This window comes from Arthrobacter sulfonylureivorans, assembly GCF_047607445.1.
Classification (GTDB): Bacteria; Actinomycetota; Actinomycetes; order Actinomycetales; family Micrococcaceae; genus Crystallibacter; species Crystallibacter sulfonylureivorans_A.
Genome location: NZ_JBLKRT010000021.1, coordinates 1 through 20,109 on the forward strand (window position 1 = coordinate 1; position 20,109 = coordinate 20,109).

Genomic DNA, 20,109 nt, shown 5'->3' on the forward strand with positions numbered 1-20,109 from the left:
GCCCCGGGAATGAAGACCACTCCGGCATCGATCGCGTCGTAGAGCAGCGGATAGGTGTCCACGCCCTCCGGCAGGGTCACCCAGACAAAGAAGCCGCCCTCGGGTTCGGTCCAGCTGGCCCCTTCCGGCATGAACTCCTTCAGGGCGGACAGCATGGCGGCGCACCGCTCGGCATACAGCTGCCGGTAGGTATCGATCTGCCCCAGCCAGTCGTGCTCGGCAAGGTAGCTGGTGATCAGCATCTGGTTCAGCGTCGGCGGGCAGAGGGTGACCGCTTCGTTGGCCAGGTAGAAGCTCCGCTGCAGATGATCGGGCAGCAGCGCCCAGCCGATCCGCAGGCCCGGCGCCAGGATCTTGGAGAACGAACCCAGGTAGATCACGTCATCGGGGTTGCCCGCACGCAGCGGCTGCAGCGGCTGGCCGTCGAAGCGGAGCAGTCCGTAGGGATTGTCTTCGAGCACCAGGATGCCTGCTTCGCGGCAGATGTCCACCACATGCTGCCGGCGTTCCGCGGCCAGCGTGATGCCGGAGGGATTGTTGAAACTGGGAATCGTGTACAGGAACTTGATGCTGCGGCCCTCGCCCTGCAGCTCCTCGATACGGCGCTGGAGTTCGGACGGGATGAGGCCGTGCTCGTCCATGGGGACCGGTTCCACCTGGACCTCGTAGGCCTCGAAAGTGTTGAGCGCGCCCACGTAGGTCGGGTCCTCGCAGAGCACCACGTCCCCCGGATTGCAGAAGACTTTAGCCGCCACGTCTTGGGCGGACTGGGATCCGGCCGTGATCACCACATTCGCCGGGTCTGCGCCGGTGATGCCCTCGTGTTCCATCACGTTGCAGATCGCCCGCCGCAGCTCTTCGGTGCCCTGTCCGCCTCCGTACTGGAGGGCGGCCATGCCGTGCTCGGCGATCAGGCGCTGCGCCATGCCGGCAATCTTGTCCAGCGGCAGGGACTGCAGGTAAGGGTTGCCGCCGGCCAGCGAGACCAGGCCGGGACGCATCGAAATGTCGAAAACGTCGCGAACGGCCGATTGCCTGATGTTTGCGGCCCGCTGCGAGAACAAGTGTTGGTGCCGGTGCGACGCCGTCGCACGTTCTAGCGCCACTTCCGTTTCAGCTGGCAGGGCGTCGAGGTCAGCATCCTGTGAAGTCACTCACACAGGATAACGCGATGTGTTACAAACAGGAAACAGAAGTTTTCTATTGGTGCTTCGACTCAGAGCCAGCCGGCGTCCCGCGCCTTCAGCGCGGCCTGGAAGCGGCTGTCCGCGCCAAGCTGTTCCAGCATCCAGGCGATGTGCCGCCGGCAGGTGCGGACACTGATGTCCAGTCTGCGGGCAATCACTTCGTCCGAGTACCCGGCTGCCATGGCGTTGAGGATGGCATGCTGGATGCCGTTGAGGACCGAGGCTTCGCTGTCCTGCCCGTCGAGCACATAGGGGTCCGCCAGCTCCCACGCCACATGGAACAGATTGATGAAGACCTGGATGAGGTTGAAGTCGCGGACCACCAGGGCGCCCCGGTCTTCCGGGTGCAGTTGGCGCCCGATTAAGGCGAGGTTGCGGTCGAAGATCATGATCTTCAGCGGCACATAGGGCAGCGTACGGTACTCGCCGCCGGCCGGGGAGATTGCGGCGACGGCTTTACGTGTGGGCACATGGTCCAGCGTGCTGGCGTGGCTGATGTTTTTCCTGATCACCCCGCGTTGGAGCAGTTCGAGATCCTTCTGGATGCCTTCCTCGTGGACATCGGCCGAGGAGCCGGAGCCGGGCTGGCTGATGAGTACCTGCTCGGCGACGTCGCGGCCGTAGTCCACCAGGAGCTTGCGGATCACCGCGGGGTCTTCGAGGACCTCCACGGAGGTATCGAGCGAGACGCGCTTGCGTGCCGCCAGATAGGTGGGAACCAGGGCGGCCATATCCGCCCGGTGCCCGCTGATCTTGGTGCGCAGGTCGATGAGCAGCCGCTCGTCGGAATCCACCAACTGTGAGAGCGCAACGTCGGGGGAGATGGCAACATAGCGCTCCACATCGGGCGCCGGCTGCTGCAACAGTTGCCGGCTGACGAGCTCTCCGATGGCAATATTGAGGTCGCGGATGGTGTAGCCAAGGGCCGTGGACGCGGTCTCCTTGGTCCAGCCGGGGTGGGCCACAGCGAATTCATAGACCTCGAATGCCGTCCCGCTCAGCATGGGGCGCTCCTCCGGTGGATCCATTTATGTATCACGCAGGGCTTGCTATTTCAGCCGCCGCTTGGCCGCTCTTTGGCTAGTCTAAGGCACTTCTTCGGCCGATCTTGCGCTGCCGGAAGGCTGCTACTTCCTGCCATGGCCACATTATGCCACCGGTTCCGGGTGTTTGTCTGGCCAATCGTCTAACCACCAGATTTCCGCGGAATCACGCGGAGAATGGCCCACTCATCGCCGTGTCCGGAACCTGTCACCGCAAGCCCCAAGGCACGATCAGGGCATGTCCGGATGTTGCAAGTGGATTGGCTGGACAGGCAGAGCAGTAGCACGGAACTCTTGGAGTTGTCGGGCCGAGCAGTTGGGCTGGATAAGCCACCGTACGAACCGAAGCCATGTGAAGGGAATGACATGTTCAAGAAGATCGCAAGCATCGCGGCAGGGCTGCTGGTTGCATTGGGGGCGGTCTCCGCGGCCACCCCGGCAGTAGCCGCTGATCTAGGTCCGGTTCCGCAGTCCGCAAAGTCAGTCAACGTTTCTACTTCAGCCCTTATCTGGGACTGGTAACAAGCCGCCCCATCTCATCGGCACTGTGCTGATTCCGCAACCAGGATGACGCCGACTATCCCTCCCCAAGACCACCAGAACATCGAACCAGGAGAAGCGCATGAGCCAGCTGACAGCCATCCGCCCGACAAGTTCGGTGAACGTCAAACCGTACTGGTGGGTTCTGTCTATTTACACGGGTAGGCAGGACGTAGTCGACGCCGTCATAGGAGAACTGGTTACACCGCTGGTCGCCCACGCTCGCCGCGAAGGCGTGGGCCGCTGGTACTTCAGCCACAGCGCCGACCAGATGGGGCCTCACCTCAAGGTCCGGTTCCTGGGCCGCCGTCCAATCCTCGATAGCCTCCAAAGGTTTGAGCTGGCGGCCCGGGACCGGGTCCTGGACATCCTTCCCGACGTGACCACCCAGGAGAACTTCGTTCTGCCCTCGGGTAGCGAGAACTCCATCCAGACTTCCCCGGGCGACGCCGTTGTCCCCGTGCCGGAAGCCGACCTGGACCGCTTCGGCGGACCAGACGGGTTGGAACTGGCGGAGGAGGTGTTCGAACTGTCCTCCGAGCTGGCCATGTGGGCCACGCAGCGCTTCAGTAAGTCGCAAGGCCGTTCCGCGCTGGCCTCGTTGCTCCTGTGTGATGCGGCCTGGGCCATGATGTACGGGCCGAAGGCGCCGCAGTGGCCTGACCGCAGCAGATTGTCCTGGGAGTACTGCTGGGACAACCACTTGAGGGTATCCACAGCCGAGTTGGGCCGTTCGGCGCCGAAGGCGCGGCACAGCCTCACTGCAGGGTTGGTCGCACGCACGGCGCCGATGCACCGGTTGATGGCAGCCACCGCGGACGAGAGCAGCGTGCAGAACTGGCGCCGCCGCTGGATCAGGACGCTTGACTCCTACCTCTACCGGGCAGATCGGGCCCGTGTGAGCCGCAGCGCCCAGCAACTGACGTTCTGTCAGGCCCACCTGTTGATGAACCGGCTGGGATTTACTACCTGGGAGGAAGCCGCACTCGGTGTCTATGCCAGAGCATGGTCGCCCGAAGTCGAATCCTCCCTGTTGGAAAAGAGGACAAAATGACCCCGTTCGGTTTTTCGTCGATCGGACCCGAATCCAGGGGGCCGGAAGTCCCGAACGAAAAAACTTCAGAGGTTGACCAGTCCGGCGTACTGGGTGCGCACGGTCAGGATGACGACCTCTGGAACCTCACCGGCAGCAACTACCTGCGTGACGCCGCGTGGGCCGACCAAGCCTGGCAATAAGAGACGCCCACCGGCACTCCGCCGGACACTCAGCCATCCTCCCCCCCCCAATAGGATCAGGCCGGAGCCTCCCCCCCAACGCTCCGGCCTGATCCTTCTCTTGCGGGATCCTACGTTGGTGGAACGTCCGGAGCGGGGCTGTTCCACGAGAGTCGCCGGTCCTGCCCCAGGATTGAGATGATCAGCGGCTGCCGGCGGTCGGCGTCCGGAGGAACGTCGAAAACATGTGTCATCGGCGCAAGGTCATCCGTGCAAGCCAGCGAGCGTGGATCTTCATAGGTGTCGACGGCGTCGATGGCCACGTGGTTCGGTGACAAAACCGTCCTGCCGGTACTGACCACGGGGCACGACGACGACCCGTACGTGACGACGGCGAATGCGCTGCCGCCCTTGAGGAGAAACACCTGGATGGTGGAGTCGGGGTCAGCGAGCGGGTCGGGCTGCCGCAGCTCCGTGCCCGACCCCGGCGGCGTTCCACGGTACATGTTGTCACCCGGCTCGGGCAGCGGCCCCGCAGGCCCATGGCATCCGCCGAGCATCAACGCGCCAGCACCAACAGTGATGGCGACAGCCAGGGCCGCGAGAGTGCGGCGCATGTCAGCCGCCGGTAGGGGACTCGGCTGCCGGCGAAGCCAGCAGTTTGTTCAGCAAGCGCAGGACCGGCTGCCTAATGGCCGAAGACGTCGGCATCGGCAATGTCCTTGGTCCCGCGGTCCAGCGCCGACAGTTGCTCCAATTCCGGGGCCTCCATCATGAAGTCGAAAATGGCGAAATTTTCGGCCAGCCGGTCCGGGTGCGCGGACTTGGGGATCGGAATATGCCCCAACTGGGTGTGCCAGCGCAGCACCACCTGCGCCGGAGTCTTGCCGTACTTGTCGGCCAGCGACTGGACGGCGGGTTCGCGGAGCAGATCCCCGCCCTTGCCCAGAGGACTCCACGACTCGGTCACGATGCCGTGTTCGCGGTGGATCTCCACCAGATCGCTGCGGGTGTGCCGCGGGTCCAGTTGGATCTGGTTGACCTCGGGCACCAGCCCGGCGTCGAACAGGCGCTGTAAGTGCGCAGGCTTGAAGTTGGATGTGCCGATGGCCCGGACGCTCCCGTCCGCCAGCAGCCGGGCCAGGCCCTGGAATGCCTCCACGTAGCGGTCCTGCCCTGGGTTCGGCCAGTGGATCAGCAGCAAATCCACATAGTCAACGCCCAGTCGCCGGGCGCTGGCCTCGAAGGCCGCCCGCGCGCCGTCTACGCTGTGCCACTCCTTGTTGAACTTGGTGGTGATGAAGACGTCGGACCGGTCCAGTCCGCTGCGCCGCAACCCCTCGCCCACGCCCTCTTCGTTCTGGTAGTTCTCCGCCGTGTCGATCAGCCGGTAGCCCAGCCCGAGGGCAGTTTCCACCGTCTGGGCGACGTCGGTATTGTCCAGCGGCCAGGTTCCCAGCCCAAGCAACGGCATTTTGGCCCCATGGCGCAGGGTCACGAGCGGAGCAAGCAGGTCGGCCACGATGAGAGTCTCCTCTGGTTGTCCTTCCGGCCCGACCTCCGGGCCAGTGGCACCCAGCCTAAGGGCCAATGCGTCGGCTGTGCACCCCTGGCGGCGGCTAGCGGCATCGGAAGGCAGGGAGAGAGCAGGCAGCCCTAACGGCGAGCAGGCTCCGTTGATCCGGCGGATGCTTCCGACGCTGCCTCCGGGGCGCCCGAGTCAGGGGCTGCGGTGCGCGTTTCCAGCCAGGCCAGCACATCGGAGAGCCGGATCCGCCGGTGCGTCCCGCGGTACTGCACCGGAATGGTGCCGGCATCGGTCAGACGCCGCATGTACGTGAGCGAGACGCCGGCCACCTCGGCCGCCTGCGACGTATTCAGCAGCTCCACCGAGGAGCTGACCATCACCGCATCCCCGTGGGCGAAGCGGCGGAGCAGGTCGACGACGGCGTCCGCGGCCTGGGCGGGCAGCTTCACCGCCGTGCCATTGACGAAGACAGTGACATCCGCGCTTTCGTCGAGCGCTCGCTGCAGCCGCTGCGCCTGGGCAGCGGGAAGGGCATCGGTGGTGCGGGGCGTCAGCTGGGCCATGAACACAGCGTAGGGCACTTCCTGCCCCGATGGCGGAAGGTGTCCGCCGCCGTCGTTGTCTGGCTGTGACGCATTCTGAAGCCGGCGTTGACATGGCATCCGGGCCTGCTGTTAGGTGCTCCTAGAATCCCTTCCGGCCCGGCGTCGCTGCGGGCCGCCCTACGCCCACCCACAGGAGGACCTTGTGCGGCAGACTTGCCCGCTGAGCCGGACCGCCGTCGCGGCCTCCGCATGCCGGCAGGCCGGCGGCAGCGGGATCGCGGCGCTGGGGGAGCGGCGCCGGAGGAGCACCGTGGAGCGCGCGGCTTGATGGAGCAGATCGCCAGTCTCCCATTCGGGCTAGCAGTGCTGAGCTTGTTTGCCATTGTGATGCTGCGCGCCAACGCCACCTATTGGGCCGGCAGGGCCGTGGCCGCCGGTGGCCGGCACACCCGCTTGGCCCGTCAGCTGGATTCACCCCCGATGCGCCGGGCGGAGGCGATCATTGCGCGCTGGGGAGCCCCCGCCGTCGCACTGTCTTTCCTCACCGTGGGAATCCAGACGGCGGTCAATGCCACTGCCGGGTTGGGCCGGATGCCGCTGCGCCGCTACCTGCCGGCCGTGCTGATCGGCTCCGTGCTGTGGGCGCTGCTGTATGCCACGGTCGGGCTGGCCGCCCTGAGAGCCTGGCTGGCCGCGACCGCCGGCTCCCCGGTGGGGATCGCCGTCGTGCTGCTGCTGGCAGTTGCCGTGGTGGTCGGCGTGCTGCTGGCCCGGCGTCGACGGCAGCGGGACCAAGCCTCTGCCTGATCGATCTGCCTTGGCCGTCTGCTCCACCTGAACCGCCAGATCCGGCGGGCCGTCGGGGCGCCCGGGACAGAACACGTAGCAGACGACGTGGCCGACGCCTCAGCCGCTATCCCTCCCGCCGTTGGTGGCTCCGGCAGCGAAAACATTAGGCTAGGGGTATGCCCGCTTTCAGAAACCGTCGTGCCGCTGCCCTCCCCGCCAAACTTTCCCGCTCCTGGCTGCTGGCCTCCGCAGCGGACGAAGCGAATTTCGGCCCGGCGCTCGCCTCTGAAGCAGACTCGGTCATTTTCGACATGGAAGACGCCGTGCCCGCCGCGGGCAAGGCCGAGGCCCGGGAGCGCGTGGTGGAGGCGCTGTCCACCGGCATGACCGCCTGGGTCCGCGTGAACGGCATTGAAACCGAGTACTGGGCCGACGACCTGGCCGCGCTGTCCAAGGCGCCGGGCCTGCGTGGCGTCATGCTGGCCATGACGGAGAAGCCCGAGCAGGTCACGCACACCGCCATGCGCCTGCAGGCCGGCACCCCGGTGCTGGCACTGATCGAATCCGCCGTCGGCATCGAGAACGCCACCGACATCGCCCGCGCGCCGGGCACCTTTCGGCTGGCCTTCGGCGTGGGCGACTTCCGCCGCGACACCGGTGCCAGCGATTCGCCGATGGCGCTGGCCTATGCCCGCTCGCGGCTGGTGGTCGCGTCCCGCGTGGGACAGCTGCCCGGCCCGATTGACGGCCCGACCGTGGGCGCGCTCGGCGAGGAACTGCTCGAAGCCTGCAAGGTCACCGCGTCCATGGGCATGACCGGCAAGCTCTGCCTGCTCACCGATGCCGCCGACACCATCAACAAGGGGCTCTCGCCCAGCGAGTCGGAGATCAAGTGGGCGCACGAACTGCTGGACGCGCACGCGGCCGGCGCCGTGGTGGGCGACGGCTCCTACCTGCCGCGTCTGGCCCGCGCCGAGAAGATCTCCTCGCTGGCTGATTCCTACGGGCTCTGGAACGCGTAAGGCCCTTTAGCCCCGGTGAAGCCCGACGGCGGTGCCTCCGTCGGGCGCGTCCGTCGGGCGCTCACACCGCTTGGCGCCGCCCCCGGGTCAGTCCCGGGCGAACAGCTCGCGCAGGCTCAGCGCCGGACGCCCGGTCAGCAGGTCAACGTCGTGGGTCACCAGGTCCAGCTCCCCGGCTTCGATCGCCGTGTAGGTGCTGACCCAGGCGTCCACCTGCCAGCTAGGCGCGCCGTAGTGTGCACGGCTGGCGTAGGCCTCCTCCACCGTTTCATTGAGGAACGACGTCGGACGGCCGGTTGCCTCGGCGATGGCTGCTGCCGCTTCGGCCAGGGTCACTGATTCCGGACCCGTCAGCTCATAGGTGAAGCCGGCGTGCGGCATAGGTTCGGCAAGGATCGTCGCCGCAGCTCGGGCCACGTCTTCGCGGGCCACAAACGCCGCCTTCCCCTCGCCGGCCGGACCGCGGATAACGCCGGCTTCGTCGGCGAAGAGCGGCAAGATATCCGCGTAGAGGTTGTTGCGCAGCAGCGTGTGCTTCAGGCCGGATCCGCGCAGCTTCTCCTCGGTGGCGAAGTGATCGCGTGCCAGCGTGAAGGTTGCGTCTTCGGCCGCGCCGATGAACGAGGTGTAGACGATGTGTTCCACTCCGGCGGCGATGGCGGCGTCAATGAAGGTGAAGTGCTGCTCAAGCCTGTCTTCGGCTTCGGCGGCGGAGACCATGAACAGCGTGTCGACGCCGTCCAGCGCCGCGGCAACGGCGGCCTTGTCGCCATAACCGGCGCGCGCCGTCGTCGTTCCCGGCAGTTGCGGCGCGCGGGAGGGATCGCGAAGGATTAGCCGCAGCGGCAGGTTCTGCTCCGCCAGCATGCTGGCTACCATCCCGCCCACTTGGCCAGTGGATCCGGTGACGGCAATCGGGGTTACCTCGGGGGAGTCGGGTGCGCTCATGGCTACAGCATATTCGCCCGCCGCTACCGCGGCAGGCGGGGGACAAGGCAACAACCCGCTTTCGCTGCGTTGATGCTGCTACCGTGGGGACGTGCCAGCAGCCCAGAGTCCCGCCGGTCCGCTGCCTCCAGCCGGTCGGTTCGCGCCCAGCCCTTCCGGTGAACTGCACATCGGCAACCTGCGCACCGCGGTGCTGGCCTGGCTCTTCGCGCGCAGCAGCGGCCGCCGCTTCCTCATCCGGGTGGAGGATCTGGACCGCGCACGTGCCGGCTTCGAGGCCCAGCAGCTGGAGGACTTGGCGGCCATCGGGCTCGACTGGGACGGCGAGGTGGTGCGGCAAACCGACCGCGGACCGATCTACCAGCGGGCCCTCGAGCAGTTGGCCGCGGCCGGTTTGATCTACGAATGCTTCTGCACGCGGCGGGAAATCGCGGAAGCTCCCAGCGCTCCGCACGCCCCGGAGGGTGCTTATCCGGGGACCTGTCGAAACCTGACCGACGCTGAACGCGAGCGGCGCCGCCAAGACCGCCCCGCCGCGCTGCGGCTGCGCACCGACACCGCCAGCTTCACGGTCGCCGACCGGCTGCACGGCTGCTACACCGGCATGGTGGACGACTTTGTGCTGCGGCGCAACGACGGCGTGCCGGCCTACAACCTTGCGGTGGTGGTGGACGATGCAGCCCAGGGCGTGGACCAGGTGGTGCGCGGCGACGACCTGCTGTCCTCCGCACCTCGGCAGGCCTACCTTGCGCGGCTGCTGGGGCTGCCGCCGGTGGAATACGCCCATGTGCCGCTGGTCCTCAATGAACGACGGCGGCGCCTGGCCAAGCGCGATGGCGCGGTGACACTGGAGGCCCTGGCCATGGCCGGGATCAACGCCTCCGCGGTGCGGGGCATGCTGCTGCAATCGCTGCAGCTGCCGGACGCGCCGCTGGACCAGTTGGCCGGCGACTTCCGGCCGGAGGCGCTGCCGCTGGAGCCCTGGATCTTCGACCCGCCGCAGGTAACACTCTCCGGCGGCTGACTTTCCCCCGCCCGCGCTCCTCCCGGCCCGGCGCGTCCGCCGGGGCCGGCCCGCCGAGCCAGGCCGCTCCGCTGACCCGGACTTCATGCGGCGTTTGCCTGCGCTTTCCCCGGAGGGGCTAGCGTGAGGTCGTGGGCGGACTCTTCGTGGCGTTGGGCGACAGCTTTACCGAGGGCGTCGGGGACTACAACCCGAATTTCCCCAACGGCGTGCGGGGCTGGGCGGACCGGGTGGCCAAGCAACTGGGCAAGCAGGACCCGGACTTCCGGTACGCCAATCTGGCCGTGCGCAGCAAGCGCCTGCGCCAGATCGTCGCCGACCAACTGGAACCGGCCATCGCCATGAAACCCACGTTGGTCTCCTTCTACGCTGGCGGCAACGACATCCTGGAGTTCAAGCGCAGCATGCCGGAGTTGATGGCCGAGTACGAGTCCGCCGTCAGCAGGCTGGCCCAGACCGGCGCCCGCCTGATCCTGTTCACCGGCTTTGAGGTCATGCTGCCGCCGGTGCTCGAACCGATGCGTCGGCGAAACTGGGCATACAACGAGGCGGTCCGGGAACTGTCCCGCCGGTACGACGCCGTGCTGGTGGACCACTGGGCGTTCGAGCGGTACCAGGACCGCCGCATGTGGGACACGGACCGGCTGCACATGTCCGCGCAGGGGCACCGGTACATGGCCGCGCGGGTGCTCGAGGCCCTCGGCGTGGATCACACACTGCAGCCGAAACGGCCTGAACCCTTGGTGCCGGCTGGTTGGCGGGAAGCGATCCGGCGTGAACGTGACTGGTTGCAGGAGTGGGTGTTCCCGATGTTCGGCCGCAAGTTCAAAGGCATCACTTTGGGCGATAACCTGCCGCCGCGCTGGCCGGAACCGGTACAAGTCTCGCGCGGGCTGAAAAAGCTTGCCCGGCAGCGTTCTGTCGCGTCTGCTGGCTGAGACGCGCTCCGGTGGCCGCGCCAAACCGGCCGTTTGTCGCCCGCGCAAAGAATAACGCGGTGGGGCGTGCCTTCTTGTCCTGCAGCGGTTGTACGCTGTTGCCACAACTACAGGCCTGCGCCAAGCCGCGCCGTCGGGAAAAGGAGGCTGCCGCTGTGACAGTCCAGGAACCGCGCGAGCCGGTCCCGGCGCTCGCTGTTCCGGCGGCGTTCCAGGAGCCTGTGGTGAAGGTCCGGCCCGGCTGGGTCACTGCCGTGGTGTTGACCAATCTCGGCATCAACGCTGCGTTCTTTGGCCCGCTGCAGGTTTTGCTGGCCCAACAAGCGCAGACGTTCGATGCGGTGAACAAGGAAGCGGTCCTGGCGTTGGCCACCGGATTTGGCGCTGCAGTCTCGCTGGTTGCGAATCCGATTTTCGGCGCGCTGAGCGACCGCACCACTTCCCGGTGGGGACGGCGGGTGCCGTGGGTCCTCGCCGGCGGCGTCTTGGGCTTCGCGGCGCTGCTGCTGCTTTCCGGTGCGCCCAACATCGCGGTGATGGTGATCGGCTGGTGCCTGGTGCAGGCCGGCTGCAACGGAGCATACGCGGCCGTCACCGCCAGCATCCCGGACCGCGTGCCCCGACGGCAGCGCGGACGGATCGGCGGACTGGCGGCCATAGGCCAGACGCTGGGGATCGTGATGGGGGCGATGCTGGCCAACCTTGCCGGCGGATTTGTCGCCGGTTACATCTACTGCGCCGTGTTCCTGCTGGTCAGCATCATTCCGTTCGTGATTGCCGGCCGTGACACACCGCTGGATAAGAGAGACCGCGCGGCCTTCGGCTGGGGCAGCTTCCTGAAGGGCTTTTGGATCTCGCCGGCCAAGCACCCCGATTTCGGCTGGGCGTGGCTGACCCGGTTCCTAGTCAACTTGGGCAACAACATTTTCACGCTGTACTTGTTTTTCTTCCTGCAGGACGCCGTGGGACATCCGAACCCCGCCGCCGGCGTGCTCCTGCTGACCGGTATCTACGCGGGCATGGTGGTGCTGATGGCCTTGCTCGGCGGGCCGCTGAGCGACCGGGTGGGGCGGCGTAAACCCTTCGTGATCGCGTCCTCAGTGACCATCGCGACTGCCTCCGTCATCGTGGCGCTGGCTCCTGAGTGGCCGGCGGTGATCGCGGCCGCGCTGGTCCTCGGCGCGGGCTTCGGCATGTTCCTGGCCGTGGACTTCGCCCTGCTGACCGAGGTCCTGCCCAGCGCCGCCGACCGCGGCAAGGACATGGGCGTCATCAACATCGCGGCCTCGTCACCCCAGGTCATAGCCCCGCTGATCGCTGCCCCTACAGTGCTCTACCTCGGTGGCTACACTGCACTGTTCTTCCTGTCGGCCGCCATCGGCCTGCTGGGTGCGGTCTTCGTCGTCAAGATCAAGGGCGTGCGCTAGCTCGGCCCCGGCACTGGCAAACACCTCGGCCCACAAGGCCCTCGAGTACCCCGTCGTCGCTAAAGAGCTACACGTCGGCACTAATAGACAGTTTGCTTACTAAATACGTCTGTGCTTATGGTGAGGCAGCAAGGATGAGGGGAACCTCTCCTCGTCAGTTCATCCAGACAAGGCCGCCACGATGCACCAGGCGCGGACGGCGGCACCAACCGCCCGGTTTCGACCGCGGCTGAAGTGCCGGTCACGGCGCTCGGCAGGCGGTCGTAGAAGGAGGACAGATGAAGGCACTGACATGGCAGGGAAAGCGTTCAGTGAGCGTCGAGGAGGTTCCGGATCCGCAGATCCAAGAACCCACAGACGCGATCATCCGGATCACGTCGACCGCCATCTGCGGATCGGATCTGCATCTGTACGAGGTGCTCGGCCCGTTCATGGACAAGGGCGACATCATTGGCCACGAGCCGATGGGGATCGTCGAGGAAGTCGGTTCCGCCGTCACGCACATCAAGGCAGGCGACCGGGTTGTCATCCCCTTCAATATCTCTTGCGGCCACTGCTTCATGTGCCAGCAGGGCTTGCAGTCGCAGTGCGAGACCACCCAGGTCCGCGAATACAACAGCGGTGCGGGATTCCTGGGCTACTCCCGCCTATATGGCTCGGTGCCCGGCGGCCAGGCCGAGTACCTGCGCGTTCCTCACGCGGACTATGGCCCCATCAAGGTCCCCACCACAGGTGAGGACGAGCGCTACCTTTTCCTTTCCGACGTCGTGCCTACCGCTTGGCAGGCCGTGCAGTACGCTGCGCCTCCGGAGGGCGGGTCCTTGGCGGTGCTGGGCCTGGGCCCGATCGGCCAGATGTCCGCACGAATCGGGCGGCATCTGGGCTACCGCGTGCTCGCCGTGGACCCGGTCGCCGAGCGGCGCACCATGGCCGAGCGGCACGGCATTGAGACGCTGGACTCTTCCGGAGACGTGGCCGAGCGGCTGAGGGACCTCACGGACGGCCGCGGCCCGGACTCCGTGGTGGACGCGGTCGGGATGGAGGCCCATGATTCGCATGTGGCGGGTCTGGCCCACAAGGCCGTTGGGCTCCTGCCGTCCCCGTTGGGACGTAAGGCGATGGAGACGGCAGGGGTAGACAAGCTTGACGCGCTGTACACCGCCATCGACGCCGTCCGGCGCGGCGGCACGATCTCGATCAGCGGAGTGTACGGCGGCATGAAGGACCCGCTGCCGATGCTTACGATGTTCGACAAGCAGCTCCAGCTGCGCATGGGCCAGTGCAACGTGAAGTCCTGGATCGACGATCTGCTGCCGCTGGTCGATGACCCCTCCGACCCGCTCGGCGTCCTCGACCTCAAGACGCACACCGCTCCGTTGGATGAGGCACCGATGATGTACGAGATGTTCCAGAAGAAGGACGACGGCTGCATCAAGGCGGTCCTCAAGCCGTAATCCCGGCTCCCGCGACGACAACCCCGGCGTCGGGCCCCTTGGTTTCCGCCGTTGACCGGAGGACGATTAAAGGGTCGAGGTGAAGGAGGTTTGTGATGTGCTACTCCTCGAACAGGGATTTCGGTTGGCGCTTCAGGAAGGAAAACGAGCGCACACCGGAGACCCGCAGGGAAGAGGACACCAAGGGCGAGACTTGGACGAAGTCCGATGACTCCGAGGTGAAGGCTTTCCTGGACCACTCCCCAGTCGACGAACCGGCCAGCGACCGGCGGTTGTAGCCGAGACCGTAGATAACCATTGGAGCCCCGCAGAAAACCTGCGGGGCTCCAATCGCGCCAAGATCAGCGCTGTAACCGCCCTAATGGGAGGGCTCCTCTGCCGCAGCAACCGACGGTAAACGTGGATCCGCCCCGCTTTGAACGCCCTTTTGTCTTCTCTTGGTGCCGCGGGCGTCATATTCTGGAGCCGTTGCAGCTAGCTTTGCACAGATAGCCCGACCCTTCGGAGCCGGCCCCTCGCTCGAGAAGGAGGCGCAGGGTGGCGCATATCCAACTGCTGGGCACCGGCGGTACTATCGCGTCGCGCGGCCACAGCACCGGGGGAGCTGTCGCGGTCGATGCTTCATCCGAGCTGGTCGACACACAATACGGCGATGTCACCGTCAGCGCCCGCGACGTCCTGACGATCGGCAGCTACCGGCTGGATCTGGCAGACCTACGCCGAATTGCCGACGCGGTGGGGCAGGCCCTCGCGGATCCAGGCACCGACGGAGTAGTGGTCACCCACGGTACGGACACCTTGGAGGAAACGGCCTTCCTGCTCGACCTCGTCCACACCTCGCCCAAACCGGTGGTCCTCACCGGCGCCCAGCGCACGGCCGACAGCCCCGACGCGGATGGCCCGCGCAACGTCGCCGAGGCGGTCCGTGCAGCAGCCGACGAGCATCTGCGCGGCGCCGGAGTGCTCGTCTGCTTCAACGGAACAGTCCGTTCCGCCCGGGGTGCCCGCAAGGTACATACCACCGCAGGCAGCCCTTTCGGCGGTGGCACGGAAGTGGCACACATGGTGGGCGGCCAACTCGTCGTGACGGCTACACCCCGGCGCTACCCTCCCTTGCCGGCTCTGCCTGCCGCATTCGATGACATCCGCGTGGAGATCATCACCGCCTACCCCGGTGCGACGCCGGACTTGTTGGACCACGCAGTGCAGCTCGGGAGCCACGCCGTCGTGCTGGCCGGTACCGGGGTTGGCAACGCGGGTCCGGGGTTCGCCGAGGCGGTGAAACGGGCGACGGCGGACGGCTGCGTCGTGGTGCTGAGTACCCGAGCGCCGTGGGGGCCTGTGGTCCCCACCTATGGCAATGGCGGCGGCATCGATTTGGTGGAAGCCGGTGCCATCCCTTCAAGGGACCTCAACCCCTTCCAAGCCCGCATGCTCACCGCCGTCCTGCTGTCGCAGGGCAAGCCGCCAGAAGAATTCCCAGAGATGTTCGAAACCTACCTGTAAGAACATTCACCGCCACCAGAGGAGAGACCATGTCCAAAAAAATCTACGTCTCTGTCGGCATTGACGTCGACGCCGTCGGCGGCTGGTTGGGCTCCTACGGCGGGGAGGACTCACCCGGCGACATCTCCCGTGGGATTTTCGCCGGCGAGGTAGGTGTGCCCCGGCTCCTTCAGCTTGCCCAGCGCCGTGAGATGCCCGTGACCTGGTTCTGGCCGGGCCACTCCGTCGAGACATTTCCGGAGCAGTTCGACGCCGTGGTTGCTGCCGGCCATGAGATCGGGGTGCATGGCTACAGCCACGAAAATCCCATCGCGATGACGCGGAAGCAGGAGACCGAGGTTCTTGACTACTGCACCGACCTCATCGAGCGGCGTTCCGGGCGCAAGCCGGTGGGCTACGTGGCTCCGTGGTGGGAATTCTCCCCGGTGACCAATGAGATCCTGCTGGAGCGCGGGTTCCTCTATGACCACTCGTTGATGCACGACGACTTCACCCCTTACTACGTGCGGGTTGGAGACAGCTGGACCAAGATCGACTACGAAGCCGAGTCCGCCGGGGAATGGATGAAACCGCTGGTGCGCGGCCAGGAGACCGATCTCATTGAAGTGCCGGCCTCCTGGTACCTGGACGACCTGCCGCCGATGATGTTCATCAAATCCAGCCCCAACAGCCACGGCTTTGTCAGCCCCAGGGACATCGAACAGCTTTGGAAAGACCAGTTTGACTGGGTGCACCGCGAGATGGACTACGCCGTCTTCCCGATCACCATCCACCCCGACGTCTCGGGCAAGCCGCAGAACCTGCTCATGCTCGAGCGGCTGTTCGACCACATCCAGCAGCACGACGGCGTTGAGTTCGCCGTCATGGAAGACCTCGCGCGGGACTTCGCCGCCCGCCACCCCCGCTAGGGCTCTGATGGGTTCTGGCGTCAAAGAAAGCAACCGCCATGTCAACACCACGTTCCGCCCACGGTCGCTCGGTCGAGCCGTGGAATGTCCCGATCACCAAGAAGACCATCACGCAGGTCTCGATCGTTTGCTTTATCGCCTGGGTTGCCTCGGTCTATGACTACACCCTTTTCGGCACCTTGCTGCCGGTCATTGCGGAGGAGTTCGGCTGGTCAGCCGCTCAATCTACGGCTGTCAACACCTTCGCAACGATCGGCGTGTTCATCGTTTCCCTGCTCGTCGGCACAATCCTCGACCGGATGGGCCGCAAGAGAGCGCTCATCATCCTCATGCTCGGCGGGGCTATTGCTTCCGGCCTGACCGGCCTGGCGGCCGGCGCCGTCAGCCTGGTCATCATCCGATCATTCACCGGGTTCTCCATGTCCGAGGAGGTCGTCAACGCGGTCTACCTGAACGAGATCTACAAGGAAGCCAAGAGCCGGGGCCTGATGTACTCACTGGTGCAGGGCGGCTGGCCGGTCGGCGCCCTGATTTCTGCAGGCCTCTCGGCGCTTCTGCTGCCGATCATCGGCTGGCGCTGGACTTTCGTGGTGGCCGCCGTCTTGTCACTGGTCGTGGTGGTCATGGCCCTGCGACTGCCCGAATCGCCCACCTTCGCGGCCATGCAGGAGGTCAAACGCCGCCGGGCCAGCGGCGACGTGGAAGGCGCCCACCGGTTGGCGGACGAACACGACCTTGAGGAGGCAGCCCACCATGCCACCGGCGTTAAGGATGTCTTCACCCCGGAGCTGCGTTGGCACACCATCCTGTTGTCCCTGTCGTGGTTCTTCAACTGGGTTTCCATCATGGTTTTCTCCGTCCTGGGCACCACGATTCTGGTCGAGGCCAAGGGGGTTTCCTTCGATAACGCGCTGGTCATTCTGGTCTTGGCCAACGCGGTGGGCTTCGTGGGCTACGTCTTCCACGGCTGGCTCGGGGACAAAATCACCCGGAAGCGCACCGTGGTCCTCGGCTGGCTGGCGGGCGGCATCGTCAGCCTGATCATGCTGCTGGGCCCGGGCATCCCGGGAATCATCATCCCGCTGTACGCGCTGACCCTCTTCTTCCTCACCGGCCCCTTCGCGGCGCTGTTGTTTTACATGGGCGAGTCCTTCCCCGCGCACGTGCGCGGCATGGGCACCAACGTGGCTCACGTGATGGCGCCAGTCGGCGGCATCGCCGGCTCCGGTCTGTTATCCATCCTGCTCGCCGCCGGAGTGGATACCGGCTGGGCGGCAATCATTACCGGCACCGGCGGGCTGCTCATCTCCGCTCTGTGCATGGCCGGTACGCGCACCATTCGCGACGCCCATCAGAAGACGACGGTGATCGCATGAGGTGCAGTGATGTCAACCGCACGAACAACAGAAGGGTGGTGGTCGCGTGAACCGCGACGACGGACTCGAGGGCAAGGTTGCCGTCATCTCCGGCGGAGGCAGCGGAATCGGCCGGGCGCTTGCCGTAGCCTACGCCCGGGCCGGCGCCCACAACGTGATCGGCTACCTTCCTTCGGATCCGCATGACGCGGCGGACACGGTCCGTGCCGTCGAAGAGGCCGCGGGTCGGTGCGTCGCCGTCCCGATGGATGTGCGCCGTTTCGAGGACACGGAGAAGCTGGCCCAAGCAGCGCTGGACGAGTTCGGCCGACTGGACATCGCGGTCGCCGCGGCTGGTATTCTGCGCCGCGCGCCGCTGGCCGAGATGACCGACGAAGCGTGGGATGACATGATGGCCGTCGACCTCTCCGGCGTCCTGCGCGTCTTCCGCTCCTGCAGCATGCGGATGGACGACGGCGGAGCGATGGTCGCCACGTCCTCGATTGCGGGCGGCGTTTACGGCTGGGAGGAGCACAGCCATTATGCCGCCGCCAAGTCCGGCCTGCTGGGTCTGTGCCGGTCGTTGGCCGTGGAGCTGGCTCCGCGGCGGATCCGGGTCAACGCAATCATTCCGGGGCTGATCGAGAGCCCACAGTCGCTTGACCCGGTGAATTCGCTGGGCAGGGAAGGCCTCGATGCCGCCGGATCCATCATCCCGTGGGGCCGTGTCGGCAACGTCGACGAGGCCGCCCGCGCCATCCGCTTTATGACCAGCGACGACTCGGCCTACATCACGGGACAACAACTTATTGTCGACGGCGGGCTGACCGTCCGCTGGCCCAGCTGAGTGCCGGTCAGGAGTCCAGATGGAACGACAGCTTGTAGGCAAGATCGCCGTGATATCCGGCGGAGGCAGCGGGATCGGTGCGGCCATTGCGCTGCTCTTTGCCCAGGAAGGCGCAGACGTGGCGCTGCTGGATCGGGACGAACAGCACGCTGCGGCCGTGGCCGAGGAGGCCGGATCCTTTGGCGTCCGCACCACTGCCGTTGCTGTGGACGTGACCGACGGCGAGGCCGTGCGGCGGGCGATGGACGACGTCGCGGCAACATTCGGCGGTATCGACATCCTGGTCAGCGCCGCCGGCATTCTCGACGAGACGCCGTTGCTGGAGATGACCGAAGCGACGTTCGACAAGACCCTGGCCGTGGACCTCAAAGGCGTATTTCTGGCTGCGCGTTGGGCCGCGCCCCACATGGTCGAGCGAGGTGGCGGCCGGATCATCAACATCGCCTCGCAGCTCGGGATTAAGGGCGGCGTCGGCTTGACTCACTACGTGGCGGCCAAGGCGGGAGTGATCGGCATGACCAAAGCCATGGCGCTGGAGTTGGCCGGGCACCACATCCTCGTCAATGCGATCGCGCCGGGGCCCATCTTCACGCCGTTGATCGAGGGGCTTTCCGAAGAGTGGAAGGCCGCCAAACAGGCGGAGCTTCCCATTGGCCGTTTCGGACAGGCCCATGAGGTAGCGCCCACCGCCTTGCTGCTGGCCTCCTCGCCCGGCGGAGATCTCTATACCGGTCAGACCCTAGGCCCCAACAGCGGCGACGTGATGCCGTAGGTTGTCATCTCTTTCTTTCGGTGCTTGGCTGACACAAAACGGTCCACATCTGGGAGAGGACAACATGCACGCGTCAACGATGTCGAAGACCACCCTGCGGGCCGGTATTTTGTTGGGTGCCATTGCAGTGCTCTTGATCGCGCTAGGCCCACTGATTCTTGGCAACTTCGGAACAACGGCTGTTGTTGAAGGTGCACCTGTCGCCATGGCGGTAACAACCACCTATCAGCTGGTAACGGCCACTTTTCTGCCGTTTTCGGCGGCGTTCATCTCCGCGGCCCTGGTCATGCGCCATGTGGATTCGCTTGCCAGCTCGAAGACCTGACCACCCCTTGCGGTAGACCGGTTGATGCGCCGCCGGTTAAGTCACCGGCTGTCCGCACGGGATGCTCTCGTGCTGTGCCAGGGCGAGTGAAGAGGCGCCCTCGGCACCACCCAATGATTTCTACGAGGCGTAGAATTGATGTGTCCGGTCCGCTCGCCAGTGAAAGGACGGTCATGGACTTCTTCCTCGGGCTGCCGCTGGGGTGGGCAATCGCCGCGCTGTTCGGTGGAGCGATGATCCGGTCCAACACCACGTACTGGCTGGGCCGAGGTGTTGCCGCCGGCGCCAGGCGCACCCGTCTGGAGAAGTATGCGGACAGCGAGTTGATGCGCCGGCGGAGGCGATGACGGCCAGGTTCGGGCCGCTCGCGGTGACCTTGTGCTTCCTAACCGTCGGCCTGCAGACTGCCGTGATCGCCAGTTCGGGCATTGGCCGCATGCCGCTGCGCCGCTTCCTGCCCGCAGTCATCGTCGGCAGCCTGATCTGGGCCGTCGTCTACGCCACCATCGGGCTGGCCGCGATGGCGGCCTGGTTCGCACTCATTCTCGCGTCCCCGTGGGCGGCTGCTGGCGTCGCGGTGGCGGTCGCCGTCGTCGTACTTTGCTTGGCGAAACGGCGCACAAAGGGCCATCATGCGGTGGGGGCGGACGACGGCGGTGCTCTGGTTGGGCGGGAAAGGCCGGTCGAGCGGCTGCAGCGATGACGCAACCGTGCGCCCGGAGGATAATGGTGCGCG

General features: G+C 66.0%; 23 protein-coding genes. 17 read left to right on the forward strand and 6 right to left on the reverse strand.

The window, feature by feature from the left end; translation table 11 throughout:
• The coding region (locus ACMX2H_RS11240; protein ID WP_414960578.1) for an aminotransferase-like domain-containing protein at positions 1–1,154 on the reverse strand (1,154 nt) is incomplete at its 3' end.
• Between the two features lie 62 nt (positions 1,155–1,216).
• Positions 1,217–2,191, reverse strand: a complete 975-nt coding sequence (locus ACMX2H_RS11245; RefSeq protein ID WP_414960579.1) for a helix-turn-helix transcriptional regulator — start codon at positions 2,189–2,191, stop codon at positions 1,217–1,219.
• 661 nt (positions 2,192–2,852) lie between these two features.
• On the opposite strand from ACMX2H_RS11245, the gene ACMX2H_RS11250 reads away from it, so the two are divergent.
• On the forward strand, positions 2,853–3,824 hold the full coding sequence (locus tag ACMX2H_RS11250) for a lantibiotic dehydratase C-terminal domain-containing protein (RefSeq protein ID WP_414960580.1): 972 nt from the start codon (positions 2,853–2,855) through the stop codon (positions 3,822–3,824).
• Positions 3,821–4,006, forward strand: a complete 186-nt coding sequence (locus ACMX2H_RS11255) for a hypothetical protein (RefSeq protein WP_414960581.1) — start codon at positions 3,821–3,823, stop codon at positions 4,004–4,006. The genes ACMX2H_RS11250 and ACMX2H_RS11255 overlap by 4 nt, the downstream gene beginning before the upstream one ends.
• A gap of 110 nt (positions 4,007–4,116) precedes the next feature.
• On the opposite strand, the gene ACMX2H_RS11260 is transcribed toward ACMX2H_RS11255, so the two are convergent.
• From ACMX2H_RS11260 to ACMX2H_RS11270, 3 genes are all read right to left on the reverse strand, one after another.
• Positions 4,117–4,602, reverse strand: a complete 486-nt coding sequence (locus ACMX2H_RS11260) for a hypothetical protein (protein ID WP_414960582.1) — start codon at positions 4,600–4,602, stop codon at positions 4,117–4,119.
• Between the two features lie 71 nt (positions 4,603–4,673).
• The gene (locus tag ACMX2H_RS11265; protein ID WP_414960583.1) at positions 4,674–5,507 is read right to left on the reverse strand and encodes an aldo/keto reductase; all 834 of its coding nucleotides are present in this window, start codon (positions 5,505–5,507) and stop codon (positions 4,674–4,676) included.
• Positions 5,508–5,641: 134 nt separating this feature from the next.
• Complete coding sequence (locus ACMX2H_RS11270; RefSeq protein ID WP_136786467.1) at positions 5,642–6,076, reverse strand: helix-turn-helix domain-containing protein; 435 nt, start codon at positions 6,074–6,076, stop codon at positions 5,642–5,644.
• 309 nt (positions 6,077–6,385) lie between these two features.
• Between ACMX2H_RS11270 and ACMX2H_RS11275 the strand changes: the two genes are divergently transcribed.
• Together ACMX2H_RS11275 and ACMX2H_RS11280 are read left to right on the forward strand one after the other, a co-directional pair.
• Positions 6,386–6,865, forward strand: a complete 480-nt coding sequence (locus ACMX2H_RS11275; protein ID WP_414960584.1) for a DedA family protein — start codon at positions 6,386–6,388, stop codon at positions 6,863–6,865.
• A gap of 158 nt (positions 6,866–7,023) precedes the next feature.
• The gene (locus ACMX2H_RS11280) at positions 7,024–7,869 is read left to right on the forward strand and encodes an HpcH/HpaI aldolase/citrate lyase family protein (protein WP_136786469.1); all 846 of its coding nucleotides are present in this window, start codon (positions 7,024–7,026) and stop codon (positions 7,867–7,869) included.
• Between the two features lie 87 nt (positions 7,870–7,956).
• Here the strand turns inward: ACMX2H_RS11280 and ACMX2H_RS11285 are convergent, their stop codons facing one another.
• A complete protein-coding gene (locus ACMX2H_RS11285; protein WP_414960585.1) occupies positions 7,957–8,817 on the reverse strand; it encodes an SDR family oxidoreductase in 861 nt (286 codons plus the stop codon).
• Between the two features lie 121 nt (positions 8,818–8,938).
• Between ACMX2H_RS11285 and gluQRS the strand changes: the two genes are divergently transcribed.
• The 13 genes from gluQRS (at position 8,939) to ACMX2H_RS11350 (ending at position 20,076) form a co-directional block, all read left to right on the forward strand.
• Complete coding sequence (gene gluQRS / locus ACMX2H_RS11290; protein WP_414960647.1) at positions 8,939–9,841, forward strand: tRNA glutamyl-Q(34) synthetase GluQRS; 903 nt, start codon at positions 8,939–8,941, stop codon at positions 9,839–9,841.
• A 131-nt stretch (positions 9,842–9,972) separates the two neighbouring features.
• Positions 9,973–10,779: an SGNH/GDSL hydrolase family protein gene (locus ACMX2H_RS11295; RefSeq protein WP_414960586.1), complete on the forward strand. Its 807-nt coding sequence runs from the start codon at positions 9,973–9,975 to the stop codon at positions 10,777–10,779.
• Positions 10,780–10,934: 155 nt separating this feature from the next.
• On the forward strand, positions 10,935–12,206 hold the full coding sequence (locus ACMX2H_RS11300; protein ID WP_414960587.1) for an MFS transporter: 1,272 nt from the start codon (positions 10,935–10,937) through the stop codon (positions 12,204–12,206).
• A gap of 278 nt (positions 12,207–12,484) precedes the next feature.
• Complete coding sequence (locus tag ACMX2H_RS11305) at positions 12,485–13,660, forward strand: zinc-dependent alcohol dehydrogenase (protein ID WP_414960588.1); 1,176 nt, start codon at positions 12,485–12,487, stop codon at positions 13,658–13,660.
• A 95-nt stretch (positions 13,661–13,755) separates the two neighbouring features.
• Positions 13,756–13,938 (forward strand): hypothetical protein, encoded by a 183-nt coding sequence (locus ACMX2H_RS11310; protein ID WP_414960589.1) that lies wholly within the window; start codon positions 13,756–13,758, stop codon positions 13,936–13,938.
• A gap of 259 nt (positions 13,939–14,197) precedes the next feature.
• Complete coding sequence (locus ACMX2H_RS11315; protein WP_414960590.1) at positions 14,198–15,166, forward strand: asparaginase; 969 nt, start codon at positions 14,198–14,200, stop codon at positions 15,164–15,166.
• Positions 15,167–15,195: 29 nt separating this feature from the next.
• The gene (locus ACMX2H_RS11320) at positions 15,196–16,074 is read left to right on the forward strand and encodes a polysaccharide deacetylase family protein (RefSeq protein WP_414960591.1); all 879 of its coding nucleotides are present in this window, start codon (positions 15,196–15,198) and stop codon (positions 16,072–16,074) included.
• Between the two features lie 38 nt (positions 16,075–16,112).
• The gene (locus ACMX2H_RS11325) at positions 16,113–17,450 is read left to right on the forward strand and encodes an MFS transporter (RefSeq protein ID WP_414960592.1); all 1,338 of its coding nucleotides are present in this window, start codon (positions 16,113–16,115) and stop codon (positions 17,448–17,450) included.
• Positions 17,451–17,496: 46 nt separating this feature from the next.
• Complete coding sequence (locus ACMX2H_RS11330) at positions 17,497–18,276, forward strand: SDR family NAD(P)-dependent oxidoreductase (RefSeq protein WP_414960593.1); 780 nt, start codon at positions 17,497–17,499, stop codon at positions 18,274–18,276.
• Positions 18,277–18,295: 19 nt separating this feature from the next.
• Entirely contained in the window at positions 18,296–19,048 is a 753-nt protein-coding gene (locus tag ACMX2H_RS11335; protein WP_414960594.1) for an SDR family oxidoreductase, read from the forward strand.
• A gap of 79 nt (positions 19,049–19,127) precedes the next feature.
• Entirely contained in the window at positions 19,128–19,373 is a 246-nt protein-coding gene (locus ACMX2H_RS11340; protein ID WP_414960595.1) for a hypothetical protein, read from the forward strand.
• A 173-nt stretch (positions 19,374–19,546) separates the two neighbouring features.
• Positions 19,547–19,720, forward strand: coding sequence for a hypothetical protein (locus tag ACMX2H_RS11345; protein WP_414960596.1), 174 nt, complete (start codon positions 19,547–19,549; stop codon positions 19,718–19,720).
• Entirely contained in the window at positions 19,717–20,076 is a 360-nt protein-coding gene (locus tag ACMX2H_RS11350; protein WP_414960597.1) for a hypothetical protein, read from the forward strand. The genes ACMX2H_RS11345 and ACMX2H_RS11350 overlap by 4 nt, the downstream gene beginning before the upstream one ends.
• Positions 20,077–20,109: the final 33 nt, after the last annotated feature.